The 20,535-nt window shown below is 56.8% G+C and carries 20 protein-coding genes and 2 rRNA genes; 2 read left to right on the forward strand and 20 right to left on the reverse strand.

Annotation, left to right across the window (positions count from 1 at the left end; genetic code table 11):
- Window positions 1-124: 124 nt before the first annotated feature.
- From sigH to ispF, 7 genes are all read right to left on the reverse strand, one after another.
- Window positions 125-790: an RNA polymerase sporulation sigma factor SigH gene (gene sigH, locus K6T64_RS04355; RefSeq protein WP_013074206.1), complete on the reverse strand. Its 666-nt coding sequence runs from the start codon at window positions 788-790 to the stop codon at window positions 125-127.
- A gap of 82 nt (window positions 791-872) precedes the next feature.
- On the reverse strand, window positions 873-1,382 hold the full coding sequence (locus tag K6T64_RS04360; protein WP_170084655.1) for an NYN domain-containing protein: 510 nt from the start codon (window positions 1,380-1,382) through the stop codon (window positions 873-875).
- Window positions 1,383-1,397: 15 nt separating this feature from the next.
- Window positions 1,398-2,204, reverse strand: coding sequence for a 23S rRNA (guanosine(2251)-2'-O)-methyltransferase RlmB (gene rlmB, locus K6T64_RS04365; RefSeq protein ID WP_288008702.1), 807 nt, complete (start codon window positions 2,202-2,204; stop codon window positions 1,398-1,400).
- 1 nt (window position 2,205) lies between these two features.
- On the reverse strand, window positions 2,206-3,636 hold the full coding sequence (gene cysS / locus K6T64_RS04370) for a cysteine--tRNA ligase (RefSeq protein WP_288008704.1): 1,431 nt from the start codon (window positions 3,634-3,636) through the stop codon (window positions 2,206-2,208).
- The gene (gene cysE / locus K6T64_RS04375; protein WP_100666532.1) at window positions 3,587-4,276 is read right to left on the reverse strand and encodes a serine O-acetyltransferase; all 690 of its coding nucleotides are present in this window, start codon (window positions 4,274-4,276) and stop codon (window positions 3,587-3,589) included. Before cysE ends, cysS begins: the two co-directional genes overlap by 50 nt.
- Window positions 4,277-4,661: 385 nt before the next feature.
- Window positions 4,662-6,143, reverse strand: coding sequence for a glutamate--tRNA ligase (gltX, locus tag K6T64_RS04380; protein ID WP_288008721.1), 1,482 nt, complete (start codon window positions 6,141-6,143; stop codon window positions 4,662-4,664).
- A gap of 49 nt (window positions 6,144-6,192) precedes the next feature.
- Window positions 6,193-6,669 carry a 2-C-methyl-D-erythritol 2,4-cyclodiphosphate synthase gene (gene ispF / locus K6T64_RS04385; protein WP_170084653.1) on the reverse strand — a complete coding sequence of 159 codons (477 nt, stop codon included), beginning with the start codon at window positions 6,667-6,669 and terminating at the stop codon, window positions 6,193-6,195.
- Window positions 6,670-6,735: 66 nt separating this feature from the next.
- On the opposite strand from ispF, the gene ispD reads away from it, so the two are divergent.
- Window positions 6,736-7,416: a 2-C-methyl-D-erythritol 4-phosphate cytidylyltransferase gene (gene ispD, locus K6T64_RS04390; RefSeq protein ID WP_288008706.1), complete on the forward strand. Its 681-nt coding sequence runs from the start codon at window positions 6,736-6,738 to the stop codon at window positions 7,414-7,416.
- Window positions 7,417-7,504: 88 nt separating this feature from the next.
- Here ispD and K6T64_RS04395 read toward each other — a convergent pair whose 3' ends face one another.
- The 8 genes from K6T64_RS04395 to K6T64_RS04430 form a co-directional block, all read right to left on the reverse strand.
- On the reverse strand, window positions 7,505-8,572 hold the full coding sequence (locus K6T64_RS04395; protein WP_288008707.1) for a PIN/TRAM domain-containing protein: 1,068 nt from the start codon (window positions 8,570-8,572) through the stop codon (window positions 7,505-7,507).
- A 78-nt stretch (window positions 8,573-8,650) separates the two neighbouring features.
- On the reverse strand, window positions 8,651-9,148 hold the full coding sequence (locus tag K6T64_RS04400; RefSeq protein WP_100666528.1) for a CarD family transcriptional regulator: 498 nt from the start codon (window positions 9,146-9,148) through the stop codon (window positions 8,651-8,653).
- A 170-nt stretch (window positions 9,149-9,318) separates the two neighbouring features.
- On the reverse strand, window positions 9,319-10,404 hold the full coding sequence (gene disA / locus K6T64_RS04405; RefSeq protein WP_100666527.1) for a DNA integrity scanning diadenylate cyclase DisA: 1,086 nt from the start codon (window positions 10,402-10,404) through the stop codon (window positions 9,319-9,321).
- A 4-nt stretch (window positions 10,405-10,408) separates the two neighbouring features.
- The gene (radA, locus tag K6T64_RS04410; RefSeq protein WP_288008711.1) at window positions 10,409-11,779 is read right to left on the reverse strand and encodes a DNA repair protein RadA; all 1,371 of its coding nucleotides are present in this window, start codon (window positions 11,777-11,779) and stop codon (window positions 10,409-10,411) included.
- A gap of 208 nt (window positions 11,780-11,987) precedes the next feature.
- The gene (locus K6T64_RS04415) at window positions 11,988-14,432 is read right to left on the reverse strand and encodes an ATP-dependent Clp protease ATP-binding subunit (protein WP_100666525.1); all 2,445 of its coding nucleotides are present in this window, start codon (window positions 14,430-14,432) and stop codon (window positions 11,988-11,990) included.
- A gap of 102 nt (window positions 14,433-14,534) precedes the next feature.
- Window positions 14,535-15,602 (reverse strand): protein arginine kinase, encoded by a 1,068-nt coding sequence (gene mcsB / locus K6T64_RS04420; RefSeq protein ID WP_288008712.1) that lies wholly within the window; start codon window positions 15,600-15,602, stop codon window positions 14,535-14,537.
- A gap of 18 nt (window positions 15,603-15,620) precedes the next feature.
- Window positions 15,621-16,124 carry a UvrB/UvrC motif-containing protein gene (locus tag K6T64_RS04425; protein ID WP_170084649.1) on the reverse strand — a complete coding sequence of 168 codons (504 nt, stop codon included), beginning with the start codon at window positions 16,122-16,124 and terminating at the stop codon, window positions 15,621-15,623.
- A gap of 5 nt (window positions 16,125-16,129) precedes the next feature.
- On the reverse strand, window positions 16,130-16,591 hold the full coding sequence (locus K6T64_RS04430) for a CtsR family transcriptional regulator (protein WP_100666523.1): 462 nt from the start codon (window positions 16,589-16,591) through the stop codon (window positions 16,130-16,132).
- 255 nt (window positions 16,592-16,846) lie between these two features.
- Here K6T64_RS04430 and K6T64_RS04435 point away from each other — a divergent pair, with 255 nt between their 5' ends.
- Window positions 16,847-17,425 carry a TetR/AcrR family transcriptional regulator gene (locus K6T64_RS04435; protein WP_170084647.1) on the forward strand — a complete coding sequence of 193 codons (579 nt, stop codon included), beginning with the start codon at window positions 16,847-16,849 and terminating at the stop codon, window positions 17,423-17,425.
- 81 nt (window positions 17,426-17,506) lie between these two features.
- Here the strand turns inward: K6T64_RS04435 and K6T64_RS04440 are convergent, their stop codons facing one another.
- The 5 genes from K6T64_RS04440 to K6T64_RS04460 all read right to left on the reverse strand — a co-directional run.
- The gene (locus tag K6T64_RS04440; RefSeq protein ID WP_288008714.1) at window positions 17,507-18,229 is read right to left on the reverse strand and encodes an amino acid ABC transporter ATP-binding protein; all 723 of its coding nucleotides are present in this window, start codon (window positions 18,227-18,229) and stop codon (window positions 17,507-17,509) included.
- The gene (locus K6T64_RS04445; RefSeq protein WP_288008716.1) at window positions 18,216-18,890 is read right to left on the reverse strand and encodes an amino acid ABC transporter permease; all 675 of its coding nucleotides are present in this window, start codon (window positions 18,888-18,890) and stop codon (window positions 18,216-18,218) included. Before K6T64_RS04445 ends, K6T64_RS04440 begins: the two co-directional genes overlap by 14 nt.
- 122 nt (window positions 18,891-19,012) lie before the next feature.
- Window positions 19,013-19,810, reverse strand: coding sequence for a basic amino acid ABC transporter substrate-binding protein (locus tag K6T64_RS04450; RefSeq protein WP_100666519.1), 798 nt, complete (start codon window positions 19,808-19,810; stop codon window positions 19,013-19,015).
- A gap of 160 nt (window positions 19,811-19,970) precedes the next feature.
- A 5S ribosomal RNA gene (gene rrf / locus K6T64_RS04455) occupies window positions 19,971-20,087 on the reverse strand.
- Between the two features lie 35 nt (window positions 20,088-20,122).
- Window positions 20,123-20,535, reverse strand: a 23S ribosomal RNA gene (locus tag K6T64_RS04460); the annotation flags it as partial.

Below are 20,535 nucleotides of genomic sequence, written 5' to 3' on the forward strand. Positions count from 1 at the left end.
AACTACACTATCACAGCCAGACTTTGGTGTCAACCCTGCTGGCGCTTTCCCCGGACGCCCGGTCCCGGTGCTACCACACGAGCCACTCCGCCCGGCTCCACTCCGACCGGAATTCCCCGGTGCATCAGGAAGCACTGCTTCCCACGTTGCGCACCTCGAGATACCGCTCCAGTTTGCGCTTGACTCGCTGAAGGGCATTATCGATGGATTTCACGTGGCGTTTGAGGTCCACCGCAATCTCCTGGTACGACCGTCCGTCCAGGTACAGCATAAGCACTTGTTGTTCCAGATCGCTGAGGATTTCCCCCATCTTTACTTCAATGTCGTCAAATTCTTCTTGATTGATGATCAATTCTTCGGGGTCAGCCACTCGCGTGCCACACAGCACATCCAGTAGCGTTCGATCAGATTCCTCATCGTAAATGGGCTTGTCCAACGAAATGTAGGAGTTGAGCGGAATGTGTTTCTGGCGGGTGGCCGTTTTTATGGCCGTAATGATCTGACGTGTGATACACAATTCGGCGAAGGCGCGGAATGAAACCAGCTTATCGTTGCGAAAATCCCGGATCGACTTATACAGGCCGATCATTCCCTCTTGTACGATGTCCTCCCGGTCCGCACCGATCAGAAAATACGAGCGCGCCTTGGCACGCACAAAGTTCTTGTAGCGATGAATCAGGTACTCCAGGGCCTCTTCGTCCCCGTCCCGAACTCGATCGACTAAATCCTCATCGGAGAGTGATTGGAACTGAAGGCCTTTTGACAACACCGCTTCGAATTGGTGGGCCAATGCACATCCCTCCGACCAAGGTTGAAGCTGAGGTTCTTCTATTATACCGGAGGGAGTCTAGTACGGTCAATGAAAGAAAAGGCTAGGATCTGCGCCAACGTTCGAATATTTTCGCAATGTCGTCCCGAACGCGCTCTCTCATAGGCGCCCTCCCCGATTCCTGGGTCCGCACCCGATGGGAGATGTCTGCGCGTATTTTGAACAATTCGTCGAGGAATTCCCTGGAGGAAATGCGCAACCCGCCCCATCCGAAAGAGAGGGATTGTTCCAATTCATCCGATGTCACGACAAAGATCCGCGCATTCCGGTTTCCCACCCTCTCCCGAACCACTCGCTCAATCCATTGATCCGCCGTTTGATCGTCATTCGTAAAATACACCTCGATGCCATTCACGCGGTCCGGTCCGCGGCGCTCCGGGGCGCATCGCCCGTCGAACACGGCGATCACCGTCCTCCCGGTGTACGCTCCATACTCCCCCAACCACTGGAGTAATCTCGCCCGGGCCTCCTCCATGCTTTCCGCCTTCAAAGCCGCCAGCTCCGGGGACGCCCCGATGACGTTGTACCCATCGACAATAACGACCTCTTCCATAGTCCACACCCACCATCAAGGTGCGGACCGTTGCCGAATCGCCTCATACAGGAGCACCCCGGCCGCCACCCCGGCATTCAAAGAATTAACCCGTCCCGCCATGGGAATATGCACCACTTCATCACACCGTTCCCGTACCAGCCGACCCAACCCCTTCCCCTCTCCGCCGATGACCAAGGCCGTTGGACCCCGATAATCCGCATCGGTAAAGTCGCAGTCACCCTCGGTATCGGCCCCTATTACCCGATACCCCGACCTTTTCAACGTCAAAATGGTTTGGCCGAGATTGCCCACCCGGATCACCGGAACGAACTCCGCCGCACCTGCGGAAGCCTTTACCACCGTCTCGTTCACTGCGGCGGCCCGCCGCTTCGGAACCACCACCCCGTCCACCGCACAAGCCTCCGCGGTACGAAGGATTGAACCGAGGTTATGCGGATCTTCGATCCCGTCCAGGAGCACAAACAGACCGGGCCGTTGGTGCAACTCCGCAGCACGCAAACACTCGTCCAGGTCAGCATATGCGAAGGGAGCCACGTCCGCCATCACGCCTTGGTGGTTCATACCGCTCGCCCATTCGTCCAACCGGTTCCTGGGCACCCGGGTGATCACGATCCCCGCTTCCTTGGCCCTGGCTGTGATCTCCGCCATACTTCCACCTTCCGCCCCCTCGGCAATAAACAGCCGATTCACCGGCCGCCCCGCCCGAAGCAACTCCAAAACAGGCTGCCTTCCGATCACTCTCCGACTTTGGGATTCACCCCGCACCTGCCGACGGAACCCGCCCGCATTGCGGGCCGCCCCTTTCTCTCGCCCTTTCATGTCACGATCCCCTCCGCCGCCACCGCACCCCATAGGGGGTGTCTTCCAATACAATGCCCATCTCCGATAACTGGTCTCGGATGCGATCGGCAGCGGCCCAATCCCGTTTTTTGCGCGCTTCGGCCCGCTGGGCAATCAGAGCTTCGATCTTCTCACGTTCTGTTTCTGATTCTTTCTGCCCATCAGCGATCAAACCCATGAATCGGGCGTGATAGGAAAGCCAACCCTGCCAGGCCTTCGCCCGGGTGACATCCTGCTCGCGAATCGCCCGGTTTGCCAGTCCCACACCTTCATACAGCGCTCCCAACGCTTCAGCCGTATTAAAATCGTCGTCCATGGCCTCCGTCCATTTTTCGTGAATTCTCCGCACCTCATCGACCTCAAGCCCAGGTACGTGCCCCGATCCTTCAGTGCCCACCCCCGTTAAAGACGAGTCCGGCCCCAACCAATCTCCCAAATCCCGAAGCGATGACTCGATCCGCTCGAGACCCCGGTCGGCTTGCTCCAACAACTCCAAGGAGAAATTTAACGGATGACGATAATGGGCCGACAACAGGTACAATCGGATCGCCTCAGGCCGCACCCGCTTGCGGAGCTCCCGGACGGTCACCACGTTGCCAAGGGATTTGGACATCTTGACCTGGTTCCATTGAAGATATCCATTGTGCATCCAATAGCGTGCGAAAGGACGCCCGGTGACGCATTCCGACTGCGCAATCTCGTTTTCGTGGTGGGGAAAAATCAAGTCCTGGCCGCCTGCGTGAATGTCCAAGGTATCTCCGAGATACGTCCGGCTCATGGCCGAACACTCGATATGCCAGCCCGGTCGTCCCTTCCCCCAGGGGCTGTCCCAGGCCACCTCCCCGGGCTTGCTCCCTTTCCACAGCGCAAAATCCAAAGGATGGCGTTTCCGCTCGTCAACCTCTACCCGGGCCCCGGCCATCAAAGCCGCGGGGTCTTGGCCGGACAATTTTCCATAATCCGGATCCCGGTTCGTGTCGAAGTACACATCCTCGTGGATTCGATAGGCAAATCCTTTGTCTAGCAAAGACTGGATCATATCGATGATTTCGGCCATATGCAGCGTCACCCGCGGTTGCACATCGGCCGGCTCAATGCCTAAAGCGGCGGCGTCTTCAAAATATGCCTGGATGTATTTTTCAGCCAGGTCTTGGACGGCCATGTGTTCTTCCGCCGCCCTCCGGATGATCTTGTCATCAACGTCTGTGAAATTCTGTACATACGTCACGCGATAGCCCCGATACCTGAGATATCGCCGAACCAAATCGAAAACCACAAAAGCCCTGGCGTTGCCGATATGAAAATGATCGTACACCGTCGGACCGCAGCAGTACATTTTGACCACACCGGGTTCCTGGGGTTCAAACACTTCCTTTCGTTTTGTTAATGTATTGAACACGCGGATCGGCATCCACGACTTCCCCCTTGAGTTCCATGATCTCACGCCGCAATTCGTTAATCTGTTGCTGCATCGAGCGCAATAAGTCGGCCACCGGATCCGGCAGATTGGCGTGGTCCATGTCGTTCACCCGACGTCCGTCCAGGATGACCACCCGCCCCGGGATCCCCACAACGGTGGAATTCGGCGGCACGTCCTTCAGAACCACCGAGCCCGCCCCGATTTTACTGTTGTCTCCGATGGTGATGGCGCCCAGAATTTTCGCCCCAGTGGAGATGAGGACATTGTTGCCGACTGTCGGATGGCGCTTGCCCTTTTCTTTCCCGGTCCCGCCCAAAGTCACACCCTGATAGATAGTAACATTATCCCCGATCTCTGCAGTTTCCCCAATCACCACCCCACTACCGTGATCAATGAACACCCCCCGTCCGATTTTTGCACCGGGATGAATCTCGATTCCCGTGAGAAATCTCGCAAACTGGGAAACCATCCGCGCCAACGTGAATCTCCGGCGCAAGTACAACCAGTGGGCAACGCGATAAAACCAAAGCGCGTGAAGGCCCGAATAGGTCAACAACACCTCCACCACGCTGCGCGCCGCAGGATCCCGGTCCATGATGCACTGGATATCTTCGCGCAACCTTCGAAACACTCTTCACGCCTCCTCTCACTCCTCCGGCTCCCAGCCGGTCGGTGTCCATGTCTCCGGAATCCTGACAAGGTGCGGTGTATAGCAAAAAACACCATCTCATCAGAGACGGTGTTCCCGCGGTTCCACTCTGTTTGAAAGAAGAGGTCCTTCTTTCCTCTCGGGCCTCCGATCACGGAGAGGCTATCCGGCGAGCATTACTGGGCGGCCAGACGCCGCCGTTCCTCTCGCCCCACAGGGGCGGGCGCATTCCCACAGGGAGTCCCGCAGGCCACTCTCAGCCCCCGGCTTGGGGTGCGGCCCTCTCTGTGCGGTTCCCTACGGTACTCCTCCCGCCCGACGGGTTTGCCATCTTCGGTTTTGTCCCTGCGGATCCAGGGATTAGCAATCAATTCTCCCGGGGCACCGTCCGGGAACGGCCCGCATACTCCCGTAGCCGCCCCAACACGACCTCACGCCCCAACAGGTCCAGCACCTTCGGTAGCTCCGGCCCGTGGGTTCGGCCGGTCACCGCCACCCGAATCGGCATGAATAACTGGCGCCCGCGTAAACCGGTGGTTTTCTGGACCCGCTTGAACGCCGCATGAATCCCGTCTGGAGTCCATTCGCTCAGGGCCGATACCTCTTGATAAAAAGCATCGGCCGCCCTCCGGGCCGAGGGATCTTCTAAAATCCTCTCTCCCTCTGGATCCGGATCGGGGAGAGACTTCAGCCAGCCCACCAACTCCGGCAGCTGTGCGGCGTATTCTAACTGGTCTCGGTACAGTCCCACGGCCCGCCCCGCCCACTCCAGGTCTTCGGCGCTCGGTGGGTCCGCGAGAAGCCCCGCCGCAACAAGATGCGGGAGACACAACTTCAGGAGCTCCTCATCAGACCGCCCGCGCATGTAGTGGGCATTGAGCCAACGCATCTTCACGGGATCAAACACCGCCCCGCTCTTGCCAACCCGATCGAGAGAAAACTCCTGAACCAGCTCTTCCAAGGACAAGAACTCCCGCTCACCAACCGGAGACCAGCCAAGAAGAGCCAGGTAGTTCACCACCGCCTCCGGAACATATCCCAGATCCCGGTACTGCTCGACAAACTGAACCACGGATTCGTCCCGCTTGCTCAACTTCTTTCCCGATTCATTCAGAATCAAGGGAACATGGGCAAACCGGGGAGGCGCAAACCCAAGGGCATCATACACCAGAAGCTGGATTGCCGTGTTGGAGAGGTGTTCCTCCCCTCGAATCACATGGGAGATCTGCATCAAGTGGTCATCCACCGCAACGGCGAAATTATAGGTCGGAATCCCGTCAGATTTCACGATGACAAAGTCGCCGATGCCATTGGTTTCGAAGCTTACGGTGCCATGTACTAGATCGTCAAAAGAGACCGTTTGCCCTTCGGGAACTCGAAACCTCACGGTGAACGGTCGGCCTTCCGCAGCGAAGCGCCGTCTCTCGGCAGCCGTCAGGTGACGGCATCGCCCCGAGTACCGCGGCATCACCCCGCGGCGTCGCATCTCCTCCCGTTCCGCCTCCAACTCTTCGGGCGTACAGTAACACGGATACGCCCGTTCGTCTTCGAGAAGGCGATTGACCAGTGAACGGTACAAATCCAGCCTCTCCATGGACCGGTACGGGCCAAACTTTCCGCCGATATCCGGCCCTTCATCCCAGTCCAACCCCAACCAGCGCAGCGCATCGACCATCTTTCCCTCCGCCCCGGCAACCTCCCGGGAACGGTCGGTATCTTCGATGCGCAACACCATCTGCCCACCGCTTTGGCGGGCGAACAACCAATTGAACAACGCCGTCCTCGCCCCACCGATGTGCAGATGGCCGGTGGGACTGGGCGCGTACCGCACCCGAATGCGCACGCCAATGGGTCCCTCCTCGCCGGGCCTGATTCCCCGACAATCTGTCAGCATTATATCACCTTGGGAGCAACAGAACCACCGCTTGCGCGCCCAGTCCTTCCTCCCGGCCAATAAATCCCATTTTTTCGGTGGTCGTCGCCTTAATGCTAACCTGGCTAATGTCCGCCTGGAGCAACTCCGCCAATCTCCCCCGCATCGCCGGGACATGGGGAGCGATCCGGGGACGCTCGGCGAGAATCACGACGTCGACGTTCCCCAGTCGGTAGCCGCGCTCCCGGGCGATTCCCCATACCCGACGACAGAGATCCCCGCTGTCCGCCCCCCGATAGGTCGGATCATTGTCCGGGAAGTGGCCTCCGATATCCCCTTCGGCAAGGGCCCCCAAGACCGCATCGATGACCGCGTGCAACACCACGTCTGCATCCGAATGGCCCGCCAGGGTTTTCTCGAAAGGAATCGCGATCCCACCCAGCCGCAAATGGCCAGGCACGTTCTGAAATGGGTGGACATCCACCCCGATGCCAATCCTCACCGCCCACGCTCTCCTCTCCCCGTGATATAATGACGATATGACTGATCAGATGAGGTTTTCGAATCGATGAATGTCACCGCCATCATCGTTGCGGCGGGCCGAGGCCGCCGCATGGGCGCCGCCGAAAAGAAACAGTTTTTGCTTCTCGGGCAGAAACCGATTTTCCTCCACGCCGTCGAGCGGATCTCCCAAGTTCCCGCCATCCGGGACATCGTCGTGGTTACTGCCGCCGAGGACATTGTCCGCACTAGCCATCTTGTGGAACGGGCCCATATCCCGGTGCCAACGCGGATCACCGCCGGGGGCCCGGAACGCCAGGAGTCCGTCTACCAGGGCATCCTCGCAGCCGGAGACAGTTCCCATCTCCTCGTTCACGACGGAGCTCGTCCCTTGGTCCAACAGGACGACGTCCGCAGGCTTCTCGCCGCGCTTCACGATCATCCTGCCGCCATCCTTGCGGCCCCGGTCAAAGACACCGTGAAATGGGTGGAAAACGGGCGGGCCGAGCGAACCCTTCCCAGGGAAAAACTGTGGCTATCCCAAACCCCGCAAGCTTTTGCCAGTGATCTCCTCCGTCTGGCCCACGAGCGAGCCCGGGCCGAACATTGGTCGGCAACGGACGACGCATCCCTGGTCGAAAAGCTTGGCATCCCCGTCCACATTGTAACGGGTTCCCCTTTTAACTTCAAAATCACGACCCCTGAGGACCTCACACTGGCTGAAGCTCTTTTGGAGAAAGGCATATGACGACGCAAAGCGGGGTTTTCCCCCGCTTTGTCTGATCTGCAGATCTTGTTCGGCCCGACGCTTGCCTCAACAAACTGCGCCTCCGGGCTCAAAGTGCCTTTTCCAATAACTTCGGTTTCGCGAAAATCATGCGACCCGCAGACGTCTGGAGAACACTGGTCACCAGCACGTCCACATGGGTTCCGATGTAGTCCCGGCCTCCTTCGACGACAATCATCGTGCCGTCGTCCAGATACCCAACTCCCTGACCGTGCTCCTTGCCATCCTTGATCACCTGGACGACAATCTCCTCGCCAGGCAGAACGACAGGTTTGACGGCGTTGGCCAAATCGTTGATGTTCAACACCGGAACGCCCTGCAATTCACAGACCTTATTCAGGTTAAAATCGTTCGTCACAACCTTACCCTGCATCTTTTTCGCCAGGCGGACGAGTTTACTGTCCACTTCCTGAACGTCCTCAAAATCGGTTTCGACAATCTGAACTTTGACGGTGGCTTCTTTCTGAATCCGGTTCAGAATGTCTAACCCTCGGCGCCCGCGGTTGCGCTTCAACACATCCGAGGAGTCGGCAATATGCTGGAGTTCCTCCAGGACGAAAGACGGAATCACCAGAACCCCATCCAAAAATCCCGTGCCCACGATATCCGCGATCCGTCCGTCAATGATCACACTGGTGTCGAGAATCTTGTGCTCTCCCGGGCGGGACCCAGTTTTCTTCTCTTTACTGCCGATCTTTCCCGGCAGAAAAGATTTCAGCTCTTCGCGCTTGGCGTAGCTCACCCGAAATCCCAAGTATCCAAACAAAACGCTCATGAATATCTGAACCACCGATCCGACGATCGGGATCCGGACCATTGTCGGCGTTAAAAGATAGGCCACGATCAAACCGACGATTAATCCCACGATGCCGGCAATCATGTCGGGCAACGGCATCCTCTGAAATCGGTCCTCTACCCAGCGGATCAAGCTCATCATGTACCCCACGAGCCACCCGGTTACGATCGCAAATATGCTGCCCCCAAGAACCGCTCCAAAGTATGGGTTGTCGAAAGGAGGTCGGCTGATTCCCACTGTTTCAAAGAGCACTGGGATCAACGCATACCCGAGCACAAGGCCGATGACGATAAAAAACAGTTGGACGATGCGCTTGATCATGAAGTCACCTCCTACGTATCCATTATAGACAGTGCCGCGGCACACCAACCTTCGCCCTCTGGTTTTGTCGCCGACCTTTCAGCATCCGGTTCTCCGGTTCCCACCCAGCCGAGCCGTGAGTTCCTCCAGTCGATCCGCATCTTCCTTTGGAGCCGCCAGCCTCAATTCACTCAGCAGGATCTGCCGGGCCATCTCATACATCCGCTTCTCCCCCGTGGACAGGCCTTTGTGGCGGTCCAGCCAAGCCAACTGCCTGACGACATCGGCGATGGCAAACGCATCGCCACTTTTGATCTTGTCCATATTGTCTCGGTAGCGGCGATTCCAGGCAGCCGTCTCCTGGATCCCCTCATCGAACAAAATCTCGAGGATCTTGTGAACACCTTCGGCGTCGACGACCTCCCGCAACCCCACAGCCCCGGTTTGTTCAATGGGGACCATCACCTTGATGTCTCCCACCGGCATCCGCATAATGTAGTACCGTCCCGTCTTCCCCAACACTTCGCGTTCTTCAATCGACTCGATCACACCCGCTCCGTGCATCGGATAGACCACGCGGTCCCCAACATTAAACAAGTGCATGCACCTCTGGGTTTAGAATTCAACGGGATACGCCTCCAGCATATCACATCTGACTGTTTGTGTCAATTTTTAAATTTACATAATATCACGCGCCGACACAATTCGTCAATGTCCGACCCCGGGACGCGACGAAAAAATTTCCGGCCGTACTCCGGCCGGCATCGTCACATATGTCGATCGATCAGCACCAACTCCCGGACCCGTTTCAGCCCCTCCCGGATGGCCCGAGCCCGCACCTCCCCGATTCCCTCGACATCGTCTAATTGCTCAATCGTCGCCCCCATAACACCAGACAGACCGTGAAACTGCTTTACTAAGTTTTCCACAACCGGCTGGGGCAGCCGAGGAATCTTATTCAGTACCCGATAGCCTCGGGGATACACCGTCTCTTCCGCCACATTCACGCCACCCGGATACCCGAGTACCCGGACGATGGCACCGGGATCCAACAATTCTTCGGCACTCAGTTCGTGCAGATTGGTCAGAATGTGGTGGGGAGTGACGTCCACCCCTTCACGGCAATAATCCTTTACAAGAAGGTACGCTTCCTCATCCACCCGGGAGACCAACTCCTCCAGTTGCATGGAGATCAGCCGCCCCTCCGTCCCCAACTCGACGATATAACGGCGGATTTCTGCCTTGATCCGCAACACCATTTCAATTCGCTGGATCACCTGGGCCACTTCTTGCAACGTCACGAGCTCTTCGAATTCTAAGGCGCTCAGATTCGTGAGGGCTTGATCCAAAACCGTTTTATATTTCTCCAATGTCTGGATCGCCTGATTCGCCTTGGTCAGAATCACTCCCAGGTCTTTCAAAGCATAGCGCAGATTGGCTTGGTACAAGGTAATGACACCCCGGCGCTGAGAAATGCTGACCACAAGCTGCCCGGTTTGTTTGGCGACCCTTTCCGCCGTGCGATGCCTCGTGCCCGTTTCCGAAGAAGGAATCGACGGGTCAGGGTTCAGCTGGGCATTGGCGTACAGGATACGCTTTCCATCTTCACTGAGAATGATGGCCCCGTCCATCTTCGCCAGTTCGTACAAACTCGCAGGGGTGAACTCGGAATTAATTTGAAAGCCTCCGTCCACCAGCTGCAGGACCTCCGGCGTATTGCCGACGACAATCAATGCGCCAGTCTTCGCCCGCAGAACGTTCTCCAACCCTTCCCGCAGCGGCGTTCCGGGCGCGATAAACCGCAACATCTTAATCAATAAATTCTCTTGCTTGACAGTGAGGTCATCCCGCATCCTTTCACCCCTCAAACGCGGCCTTAAAAGCCGCCTCCACCGTCTCCACCGCGATGATCTCCATGCCCGGTGGCCCGTGCAGTTCCCGGGCGTTCCCGGCGGGAACGATACAGCGCTGAAAACCGAGTTTGACCGCTTCTCCCAATCGCTGTTCCATACGGGATACGGTACGGATCTCTCCGGTCAGGCCAACTTCACCAATATACACATCTCGGGGCGACACCGGTCGGTCGCGAAAGCTGGAAGCCAAACTAACAGCCAATCCCAGGTCCACGGCGGGTTCATCCAGACGCACCCCGCCAGCGACGTTGACGTACGTGTCTTGGTTTCTGAGATACAGACCGCATCGCTTCTCCAACACCGCCAGCATGAGCGCCACCCGTTGAACATCGATCCCAGACGCCGTCCGGCGGGGCACTGCATAGCCTGAGTCTGCCACCAGAGCCTGGATCTCCACGAGGATCGGACGCGTGCCCTCCAGCCCAGCCACCACCGCAGACCCCGTCGAGGCGATTTGCCGATCCGGGAGAAACAGTTCTGAGGGATTATGTACCTCCCGCAGGCCGCCATCCCGCATTTCGAAAATCCCAATCTCGTTTGTGGAGCCAAATCGATTCTTGACCGCCCGCAAAATCCGATAGGTATGATGGCGCGCCCCTTCAAAATACACCACGGCGTCCACCATGTGTTCGAGTAACCGAGGTCCGGCAATCGCCCCTTCCTTGGTCACGTGGCCGACGATCAACGTAGCCAATTCCCGTTCCTTCGCCAAGCGCAGCAAACGCCCGGTGCATTCCCGGACCTGGGCTACACTCCCCGGAGCGGAAGAGACATCGGGATCGTGGACCGTCTGGATGGAGTCAATGACCAAACACCTGGGATCGATACGCTCCACCGCCCGTTCCACGGCGCTGAGGTCCGTTTCGGGCAACACCAGAAGGGAAGGTTCCATCGCCTTCAGCCGCCTGGCCCGCAGATGGATTTGCCGGCTCGACTCCTCGCCGGAGACGTAGAGCACCGGCCCTCTGGCCTGAGCGATTTGTGCCGATGCTTGCAAAAGAAGGGTCGATTTTCCGATTCCCGGATCCCCGCCGATGAGGACGAGGGATCCCGGAACAAGACCCCCTCCCAGCACCCGGTCCAACTCCCCGAACCCGGTGGGCCAGCGTTCTTCACATGCCGCCGGGACCTCGGTAATGGGTACCGGATCCGAACGGTGGGCTGGGCGGAGCCAGCCCCTCCCCCCCGGGGTCGGTTCCTCAATGGCTTCTTCCAATAAAGTGCCCCACTCGCCGCATCCCGGGCACCGTCCAAAAAACTTAACCGTTTGGTATCCGCACCCGTGACAGACATAACGGGTTTTGACCTTGGCCACGGGATATCGTCCTTTCTCTATATGCATAAAAATCCATTTTCTAATATATACCCATTTTTATTTGATCGCCAGTTTTTATCCCAATGTAAAGCAAGGAGAAGAAACAGGCCGTCCCCCGAGGGGGAAACCCCTCCAGGGACGGCCTTTGGACCCGCAGTCCGGCGGCGGAACCGGGGACCGGCCCAACCGGGGATCCCCCGGCCAGACATCAGACTGTGGGCGCAGACGACGGTTCAAGTTTTCGTACGGTCAAAGCGCCATCTTGGAAGTCGATCCGGACCCGGTCGCCCTTCACGATGGTTCCGTTCAGCAGCGCTTCCGAAAGTCGATCTTCGATGTGCCGCTGAATCGCCCGCTTGAGCGGCCGCGCCCCATAGGTGGGATCGAACCCTTCCTTTGCCAGGAATGCCTTGGCGTCGTCCGTGAGTTCAAAATCGATATCGTGGTCTCGCAACCGCTTCCGCAGATCATCCACCATGAGGTCGACAATGCGCATGATGTCTTGCTGGGTCAGGGCGTGGAAGACGATAACTTCGTCGATTCGATTGAGGAACTCCGGCCGGAACTGGCGTTTCAATTCCTCCATCACTTTATTTTTCATATCCTTATAGGCGTCTTCTTCCTCCGAGCGGGCAGCGAATCCGAGGGGGCCACCCCGCCGGATGCTCTGGGCCCCGACGTTGGAAGTCATGATGATCACCGTGTTTCGGAAATCCACGGTCCGCCCTTTGCCATCAGTCAGACGCCCATCGTCCAAAACCTGCAACAGGATGTTAAACACCTCGGGGTGTGCCTTTTCGATCTCATCCAACAAAACCACCGAGTAGGGTTTGCGCCGGATCTTTTCGGTGAGTTGCCCACCCTCTTCATATCCCACGTAACCGGGAGGCGCCCCAATCAACCGCGAAGTCGTGTGGCGCTCCATATACTCGGACATGTCGATGCGGACGACGGCATTCTCATCGCCAAACATCGCTTCTGCCAGGGCCCGGGCCAGCTCCGTTTTCCCGACCCCGGTGGGGCCAAGGAAGATAAAAGAACCAATGGGCCGTTTCGGATCTTTCAACCCTGCCCTCGCCCGGCGAATCGCCCGTGACACGGCTTCCACCGCTTCATCCTGGCCGATCACCCGCTTGTGCAGGATCTCTTCCATGTGCAACAGCCGCTCGGACTCCTCTTCGGCCAATTTCTTCACGGGAATACCGGTCCAACTGGACACGATCTCCGCGATATCCTCCTCGGTGACCACTGAATCCTTGGAGGCTTGCTTTTGTTGCCATTCTTGCTTCCGTTTCTCGAGTTCTTCCCGCAGCCGTTGTTCCCGATCCCGCAAGGCAGCCGCCTTTTCGAATTCCTGGCTCTGCACCGCGGCTTCTTTCTCCTTGCGCACCTCTTCCAGCTGCTCCTCGAGCTCTTTGAGATTCGGCGGTGCCGTATGGGTCCGGAGCCGCACCCTGGAGGCCGCTTCGTCGATCAGATCAATGGCCTTGTCCGGAAGGTAACGATCGCTGATATACCGATCGGACAGGCGCACCGCTGCTTCAAGGGCCTCGTCACTGATCTTCACCCGATGATGGGCTTCATACCGATCTCGCAGACCGTGAAGAATCTGGATAGCTTCCTCCGGCGTCGGTTGATCCACCATGATCGGTTGGAACCGCCGTTCCAAGGCCGCATCTTTCTCAATGTGTTTTCGGTACTCATCCAGTGTCGTGGCGCCGATACATTGCAATTCGCCTCGGGCCAAAGCTGGTTTCAAGATATTGGACGCATCAATGGCCCCTTCCGCCCCACCGGCGCCGATGAGGGTGTGCAGCTCATCAATAAACAGGATCACGTTTCCAGCTTGGCGAATCTCATCCATGATCTTTTTCAGGCGATCTTCAAATTCCCCCCGGTACTTCGTCCCGGCCACCACCGTTCCCATGTCCAGAACCATAACCCGCTTGTTGCGGAGTATCTCGGGAATCTCGTTGGCGACAATGCGTTGGGCCAGACCTTCGGCGATGGCCGTTTTGCCGACTCCCGGCTCGCCGATGAGCACCGGATTGTTCTTCGTGCGCCGGGACAGTACCTGAATGACCCGCTCGATCTCCTTATTGCGCCCAATCACCGGGTCGAGTTTGCCGTCCCTCGCCATCTGGGTCAAATCCCGGGCGAGGCTGTCCAAGGTCGGCGTATTGGCAGACTGCTGATTCTCCTGATTCGTTTCCGCGGAATCCCCGCCGAGCAACTGAATGACTTGCTGCCGGGCTTTGGGAAGGCTCACCCCGAGGTTATTGAGCACCCGGGCGGCCACCCCCTCGCCCTCGCGAATCAAGCCCAGCAGAATATGCTCGGTCCCCACATAGTTATGGCCCAGCTTCCGAGCCTCATCGATAGAGAGCTCAATCACTTTCTTCGCCCGGGGAGTATAGGTCATGGCCGCTCCTTGCCCCGGGCCCCGACCGATGATCTTCTCCACTTCCCGCTGAATCTTCTCGCTGCTCAGCCCTAAACTCATCAGGGCTTTTGCTGCGATTCCGTCCCCTTCCCGGACGAGACCCAGGAGGATATGTTCGGTCCCAATTCCCGAATGCCCGAGGCGACTCGCCTCTTCATGCGCCAGGGCCAATACTTTTTGTGCCCGCTCGGTGAAACGTCCGAACATCATTCGTCAACACCCCCATCGTCTTGTGTATGTCCTGTCCTATACCAACTAACCGCATGATGCGGGGTCCAAATTCCACTCCAGATCACGTCGTGACACCGCCCTTCAGGCGGACAGCGCACGCAGCCGCTCTCGAATCAAGGCCGCCCGGTGCACGTCGCGTTCTTGAGGAGAAAGTTCCCGGCCTTCATAAGTCTGCAGAAGGGCCGGTCGGGTTAACACCATCAGCTCTTTCAAAATTCCTTTAGGCACCCCGGTGATGATGCCGAGGTCGATCCCCAAACGGACATCCGACAATCGTTGCATCGTTTCTTTAGAATCGAGGCGCTTGGCGTACCGCAGGATGCCGTAGGACCGACCGATGCGGTCCTCTAACTCGGGCCTGTTTTGCTCTAGCAGCAACTGCCTAGCCCGCCGTTCATGTTCGATCAGCTGTCGGGTTACCCCGTACAGATTGTGAACGATCTCCTCTTCAGACTGTCCTAAAGTAATTTGATTCGACACCTGAAAGAGATTTCCTACTGCTTCCGTCCCTTCCCCATAAATCCCCCGGACAGCGAGTCCCACTTGGGAGATGGCATGAAGGACCCGGCGAATCTGATCGGTCATCACCAGAGCGGGCAAATGCATCATCACCGAGGCCCGCATTCCCGTCCCGACGTTCGTGGGGCAGGCAGTCAGATATCCTCTTTTTTCATCATATGCCCAATCGAGCGTCGCTTCCAGCGCATCATCCACCCGACTGGCCATGTCCCAGGCAGGTTTGAGTTGTAGCCCGGGGAAAAGGCATTGGATGCGCAAATGGTCCTCTTCGCCCACCATAATGCTGATGATTTCATCGTCCCGAAGCACTACGGCACTCCGCCTGGGGTGTTCCACGAGGTCCGGGCTGATCAAATGTTTTTCCATCAACACCTCTCGGTCTAACTCATGAACTCGATTCATCGGCAACATCTCAAAGTGACCCAAGTCCTGGACCGACGGATGGCGAAGGGCCCGGTTCACCCGCTCCAAAACCTCATCCATCTGTCCCTCGGTGGCCAACATGGGGAAGGGAAGGTCAGCCAGATTCCGAGCCAGCCTGACCCTTGTGCTCATTACCATCTCATCTTCTGGACCGTCGGCGCGCATCCAATAGCTGGATGTCCGATGGACAAAATCCTCCAATGACACCTCACATCCCCCCTCGGTTCACCCGCCGAGCTGTTGCTCGAGAGCCCGGATTTGATCCCGTAGGCGAGCCGCTTCTTCGAATTGTTCCAAGCGAACCTTTTCCTGCAACTGCTCCTTCAGATGCTCCAGTTCCCGCCGCACCCGCAACTTCCCGCCCCCGCGGCGCGGAACTTTGCCGGTGTGAGTGGTGCTGCCGTGGATGCGGCGGAGCATTGGGTCCAAGACTGGATCAAAGGCCTGGTAACAGTTTGGACAACCGAAACGGCTCACCTGGGTGAACTGCTGATAGGTCAAGCCACAAGTCGGACAACGAAGGGTCTGAACCTGGGGAACCCCAGGAGCCGCCTCCCCGCTAAAAAAGCTCCCGAGTAGGTTAGGAAAAGAAAACGCCCCGGGGACAAACTGCAACTCCCCCGATTCGTTGGCACAAATCTCGCATAGGTGTCGTTCCGATTTCTGGCCGTTTACAATCTTCGTCATGTGCACCGTGGCAGGCCGTTTGCCACATTGTTGACAAATCACGATCCTCACCCTCTCAGAAGCTCCACCAGCATCGCTCGAAGCAATCTGGCGCGCAATTGATCGCGATAGGGAATCGGTCCCCGCAGCACGTCCCGGCACACGGCGGCGTGCAACAGGCGCACCTCCCGTTCGGTCACGAATCCATCTTCAAACAGATGATCGATAATATCGTGGGCCTCTCGTTGTGTCACTTCCTCGCCAATGAGGCGAATGAGCTCGTCGTGGATGGGCCGTTCCTGGCCGAATTCCAACTTTCGGATGCGGATATAGCCGCCTCCACCTCGCTTGGATTCAACAATGTAACCGCGTTCCACAGTAAACCGTGTGCTAATGACATAGTTAATCTGAGAAGGAACGCAATTGAACTGTTCGGCGAGTTCGCCTCGCTGGATCTCTACGACGCCATCACGGCTCTGTTGAAGGATCGATTTTAGATGTTGCTCGATCAGATCTGTGATATTACGCATCGACCCTCCCCCTTCAGAGTCGCCCTATGGAGGCGTTTGACTTTGACTAACTTTGACCTTCGGCCTCATTATAACCTTTTCTTGGGGGAGGATGCAAGAGGGCGGCGAAAATTTTTTATCCACCCTGTTTCTTTTCTAGTATGGGTTGTATACTTCAAGATATCCGTCCGATCAGCGGCCTTCATGCCCCTTGCAAGAAGTGGAATTTTTGAGTACACTGGGACAAAACGAACGATTGGTAGGGGAGATCCAACCATGGCGGGGAATAAGTACGAAGAAATCGCTGCAGCGGCCATCCAGCTGTTTGAACAAAAGGGGTACCATGCTACATCAGTTCAGGACATCGCCGATGCGGTAGGACTTCAAAAAGGCAGTCTTTACCACTATATCGCGAGCAAAGAAGAACTGCTGCTCAAGATCACCCACCAGGCCATCAGCGGATTCGTGCGCAGGCTGGAGGAGATCATTGACACGGACCTGCCTGTGGAAGAGCGCTTCCGCCAGGGAATCCGTACGCACATGCAGTATATCACCCAGTACCTTTCCATGTCCACAGTACTGCTCCGGGAAGCTTTTTCACTCGGGGAACCTCATAATGAGGTCATTCGGGATCTAACCGATCGCTACCTGAACCTCTGGACCCAGATCATTGATGAAGGGGTAGCGGCAGGAGTTTTCTACGTAAAGGACAGCCGCATTGCAGCCCTCACCATCCTGGGGTCGTGTAACTGGGTGTACCGATGGTTTAAAGAAGAAGGAAAATACACCGCCGAAGAGATTGCGGATCAGATGGCGGATCTGTTTTTAAACGGCCTCAAAAAGGGAAGGACGTGACAGGTGGCCGCGACTGGGAATCGCACCAGAATGGTTCCCGGGCTGGCAGACACCCCCAGCCCGCGGATGTCGGAATACTGGTCACAGAACCTTGGACAAAAAAGCCCGGGTTCGCTCTTGTTGAGGATGGTCGAACACATCCGCCGGAGTGCCTTCCTCCACGACATAACCGCCATCCATGAATAACACTCGATCGCCCACTTCCCTGGCAAACCCCATCTCATGAGTGACCACCACCATGGTCATACCGTCCCTGGCCAGGTCTTTCATGACGGCGAGGACTTCCCCGACCATTTCCGGATCGAGGGCGGAAGTGGGCTCATCAAACAGCATCACCTTGGGTTTCATGGCCAAAGCCCTGGCGATAGCCACCCGCTGTTGCTGTCCGCCCGACAACTGGTCCGGCATTGCGTTAGCCTTTTCAGGAATACCGACCTTACGAAGCAGTTCCTCGGCTAATTCCGTGGCCTCCGCCTTTGATTTCCCCAGAACTTTGATCGGGCCAATGGTGATGTTATCCATAACGTTCAAATGATGAAACAGGTTAAAGCGTTGGAACACCATGCCGACTTGTTTTCGAATCTCGATCAAGTCCGCTTTATGGCCCGTCAACTCGTGGCCAGCGATGACAATGTGGCCGGAGGTGGGTTTTTCTAGACCATTGAGACAGCGCAGGAACGTGCTTTTTCCTGAACCCGATGGTCCGATGATGACCACAACCTCTTGAGCCGCCACTTCCACGGAAATGTCCTGCAAAACCACGTGGTCGCCAAACTGTTTGCGAAGATTTTTAACGCTGATCAACCTGCAGCCTCCTCTCCAGATACTGCGAAAGCTTGGTCAGCAGGAGAATAACTATAAGGTACAACACCGCCACCGCCGTCCAGAACTGTAGAGCAAAATAAGTGGTAACGATGACACTTTGTGCTGCTCGAACGAGCTCCGTGATGGAAATGACCGACAACAGAGACGTGTCTTTGATCGTTTGAATAAACTGGTTGACAAGGGGCGGAATCATTCGTTTGAACGCTTGGGGCAAAATGATATATCGCATTTTTTGGTACGACGTCATACCAATGCTCTCCGCGGCCTCCCACTGGCCTTTATCGACGGATAATATGCCCGCCCGGATAATCTCGGTGATATAAGCGCCTTCATTCAGCGCCAGCGCTGCAGCCCCGGCTAGTAACGTGTAAAAATCCCCAAACCATTGGTGGAGGGGGAGGACCTGGGGCAAGCCGAAATAAATGAAAAAGATCTGGACCAAGAGCGGAGTGCCTCGGAAAATATCAACGTATACCGTACCCAAGGCGCGAAGAATGCGACTACCCGAGAGACGAAAAAGAGCGAAGATCAAGCCCAGAACTGTCCCGAGAACCACGGCGTACAAGGAGTACTCCAGGGTATAACCTAGTCCCTGGATCAGCATGGAGGAATTCTGCAATACCGATTGCCAAGCTTCCATGTTTCCCCTCCTTACAGCTTCTAGCCGGCGGAACCAACCCCTGGGGAACATGAATCGGCCGTCAGAACCCGCCGGAGCGATCCTGACGGCCGCCAATTCCATGCCAGGTGAAGATTTACCTCTCAGTGTTTAATCTTGCCATTGGGTTCGTCGCCAAAATACTGTTGATACAGTTTGTCATAAGTGCCGTCGGCCATCACCTGTTTCAGACCGTCATTGATTTTCTGAAGCAGGTCTGGTGCGTTCTTCCGCACAGCAATCCCGTAGTCCTCACCGGTCAACAGCGGGCCTACGATCTTTACGTTATCGTGACCCGTCCTGATATAGTTCAGATTAACGGGATTGTCGAACACGACAGCATCTGCCCCGCCATTCTGCAGTTCACTGTAGGCGTCGCTGATGTTGGTAAACCGTTTCACATTGACACCGGGTTTCTTGCTAAACATCAGATCCGCGGTGGTACCCAGTTTTACGGCAACAGTCTTCCCGGTGAGATCGTCGGGGCCGTTAATTGTGGTATTATCCTTTTTCACAAGGATAGATAGCCCGGAATGATAATAAGGATCCGAGAAATTCACAGATTTCTTGCGGTCGTCCGTAATGGTGATACCGGCGACGGCCACGTCAATATCCCCGGTCTGTAGGGCGGGAATGAGCCCCTGGAAGTCCATCGTCTTCAGGTCGACTTGCATATTCTCCTTCTGCGCAATGGCTTTGATTAAATCGATATCAAAACCGGTAACCTGGCCATTTTTCTCCGTTTCAAAAGGCGGAAATGTCGTATCGGCCCCCACGTGCAATGTGACCGGCTGGGCTTGGCCACTCTGACCACTGCTCGAAGACGTTGACGACCCTGTACCGCAACCGGCCAGGGTTAGACCCAACACAAGGGCCCCAAGTCCAAAAGCAAGTCTTCTCATACAACTGACCCCCCTTTATTTTTAAATATCTGTGTCCGATAGGTTGTTATAACATATCGAAGCTCGGTGTACAGTGGGAGCCCATGGCAGTCGATTTCGATGGACGACGTGCATATAGGAAAGCCCCGCAGGAAAGATCCTGCGGGGCTTGCGGGAACGCGCCCGGCAACGTCCTACTCTCCCAGGGCCCTGCGGCCCAAGTACCATCGGCGCTGGAGGACTTCACTTCTGTGTTCGGAATGGTGACAGGTGTTTCCCCTCCGCTCTCGTCACCCGACCCTCGTTCCCTCAAAACCGAAAAGCCACCACAGCTTGAGAAAGCCTCGACCGATTCGTATCCGTCCGCTTCACGCCTCGCGGCGCTTCCACGCCGGACCGATCTACCTCGTCTTCTCCAAGGGGTCTTACCACCTTGCGGTGTGGGAAACCTCATCTTGAGGCGGGCTTCGCGCTTAGATGCATTCAGCGCTTCTCCCTCCCCGACTTGGCTACCCAGCGGTGCGCCTGGCGGCACAACTGGGACACCAGCGGTCGGTCCATCCCGGTCCTCTCGTACTAAGGACAGCCCCTCTCAAGTTTCCTCCGCCCGCGGCAGATAGGGACCGAACTGTCTCACGACGTTCTGAACCCAGCTCGCGTACCGCTTTCATGGGCGAACAGCCCAACCCTTGGGACCGACTTCAGCCCCAGGATGCGATGAGCCGACATCGAGGTGCCAAACCTCC

It is taken from the genome of Kyrpidia sp., from assembly GCF_023512215.1.
Classification (GTDB): domain Bacteria; phylum Bacillota; class Bacilli; order Kyrpidiales; family Kyrpidiaceae; genus Kyrpidia; species Kyrpidia spormannii.

What these genes read in the sequence shown, in the direction of transcription:
- rlmB (WP_288008702.1), bottom strand. Translation starts at nt 2,204, where the DNA reads ATGAAAGGGCGAGAGAAAGGGGCGGCCCGCAATGCGGGCGGGTTCCGT.
- K6T64_RS04435 (WP_170084647.1), top strand. Translation starts at nt 16,847, where the DNA reads ATGGCGGGGAATAAGTACGAAGAAATCGCTGCAGCGGCCATCCAGCTG.
- ispD (WP_288008706.1), top strand. Translation starts at nt 6,736, where the DNA reads ATGAATGTCACCGCCATCATCGTTGCGGCGGGCCGAGGCCGCCGCATG.
- disA (WP_100666527.1), bottom strand. Translation starts at nt 10,404, where the DNA reads ATGCGGGATGACCTCACTGTCAAGCAAGAGAATTTATTGATTAAGATG.
- K6T64_RS04395 (WP_288008707.1), bottom strand. Translation starts at nt 8,572, where the DNA reads ATGATCAAGCGCATCGTCCAACTGTTTTTTATCGTCATCGGCCTTGTG.
- K6T64_RS04430 (WP_100666523.1), bottom strand. Translation starts at nt 16,591, where the DNA reads ATGCGTAATATCACAGATCTGATCGAGCAACATCTAAAATCGATCCTT.
- K6T64_RS04360 (WP_170084655.1), bottom strand. Translation starts at nt 1,382, where the DNA reads ATGGAAGAGGTCGTTATTGTCGATGGGTACAACGTCATCGGGGCGTCC.
- K6T64_RS04445 (WP_288008716.1), bottom strand. Translation starts at nt 18,890, where the DNA reads ATGGAAGCTTGGCAATCGGTATTGCAGAATTCCTCCATGCTGATCCAG.
- cysS (WP_288008704.1), bottom strand. Translation starts at nt 3,636, where the DNA reads ATGCCGATCCGCGTGTTCAATACATTAACAAAACGAAAGGAAGTGTTT.
- K6T64_RS04450 (WP_100666519.1), bottom strand. Translation starts at nt 19,810, where the DNA reads ATGAGAAGACTTGCTTTTGGACTTGGGGCCCTTGTGTTGGGTCTAACC.
- K6T64_RS04415 (WP_100666525.1), bottom strand. Translation starts at nt 14,432, where the DNA reads ATGATGTTCGGACGTTTCACCGAGCGGGCACAAAAAGTATTGGCCCTG.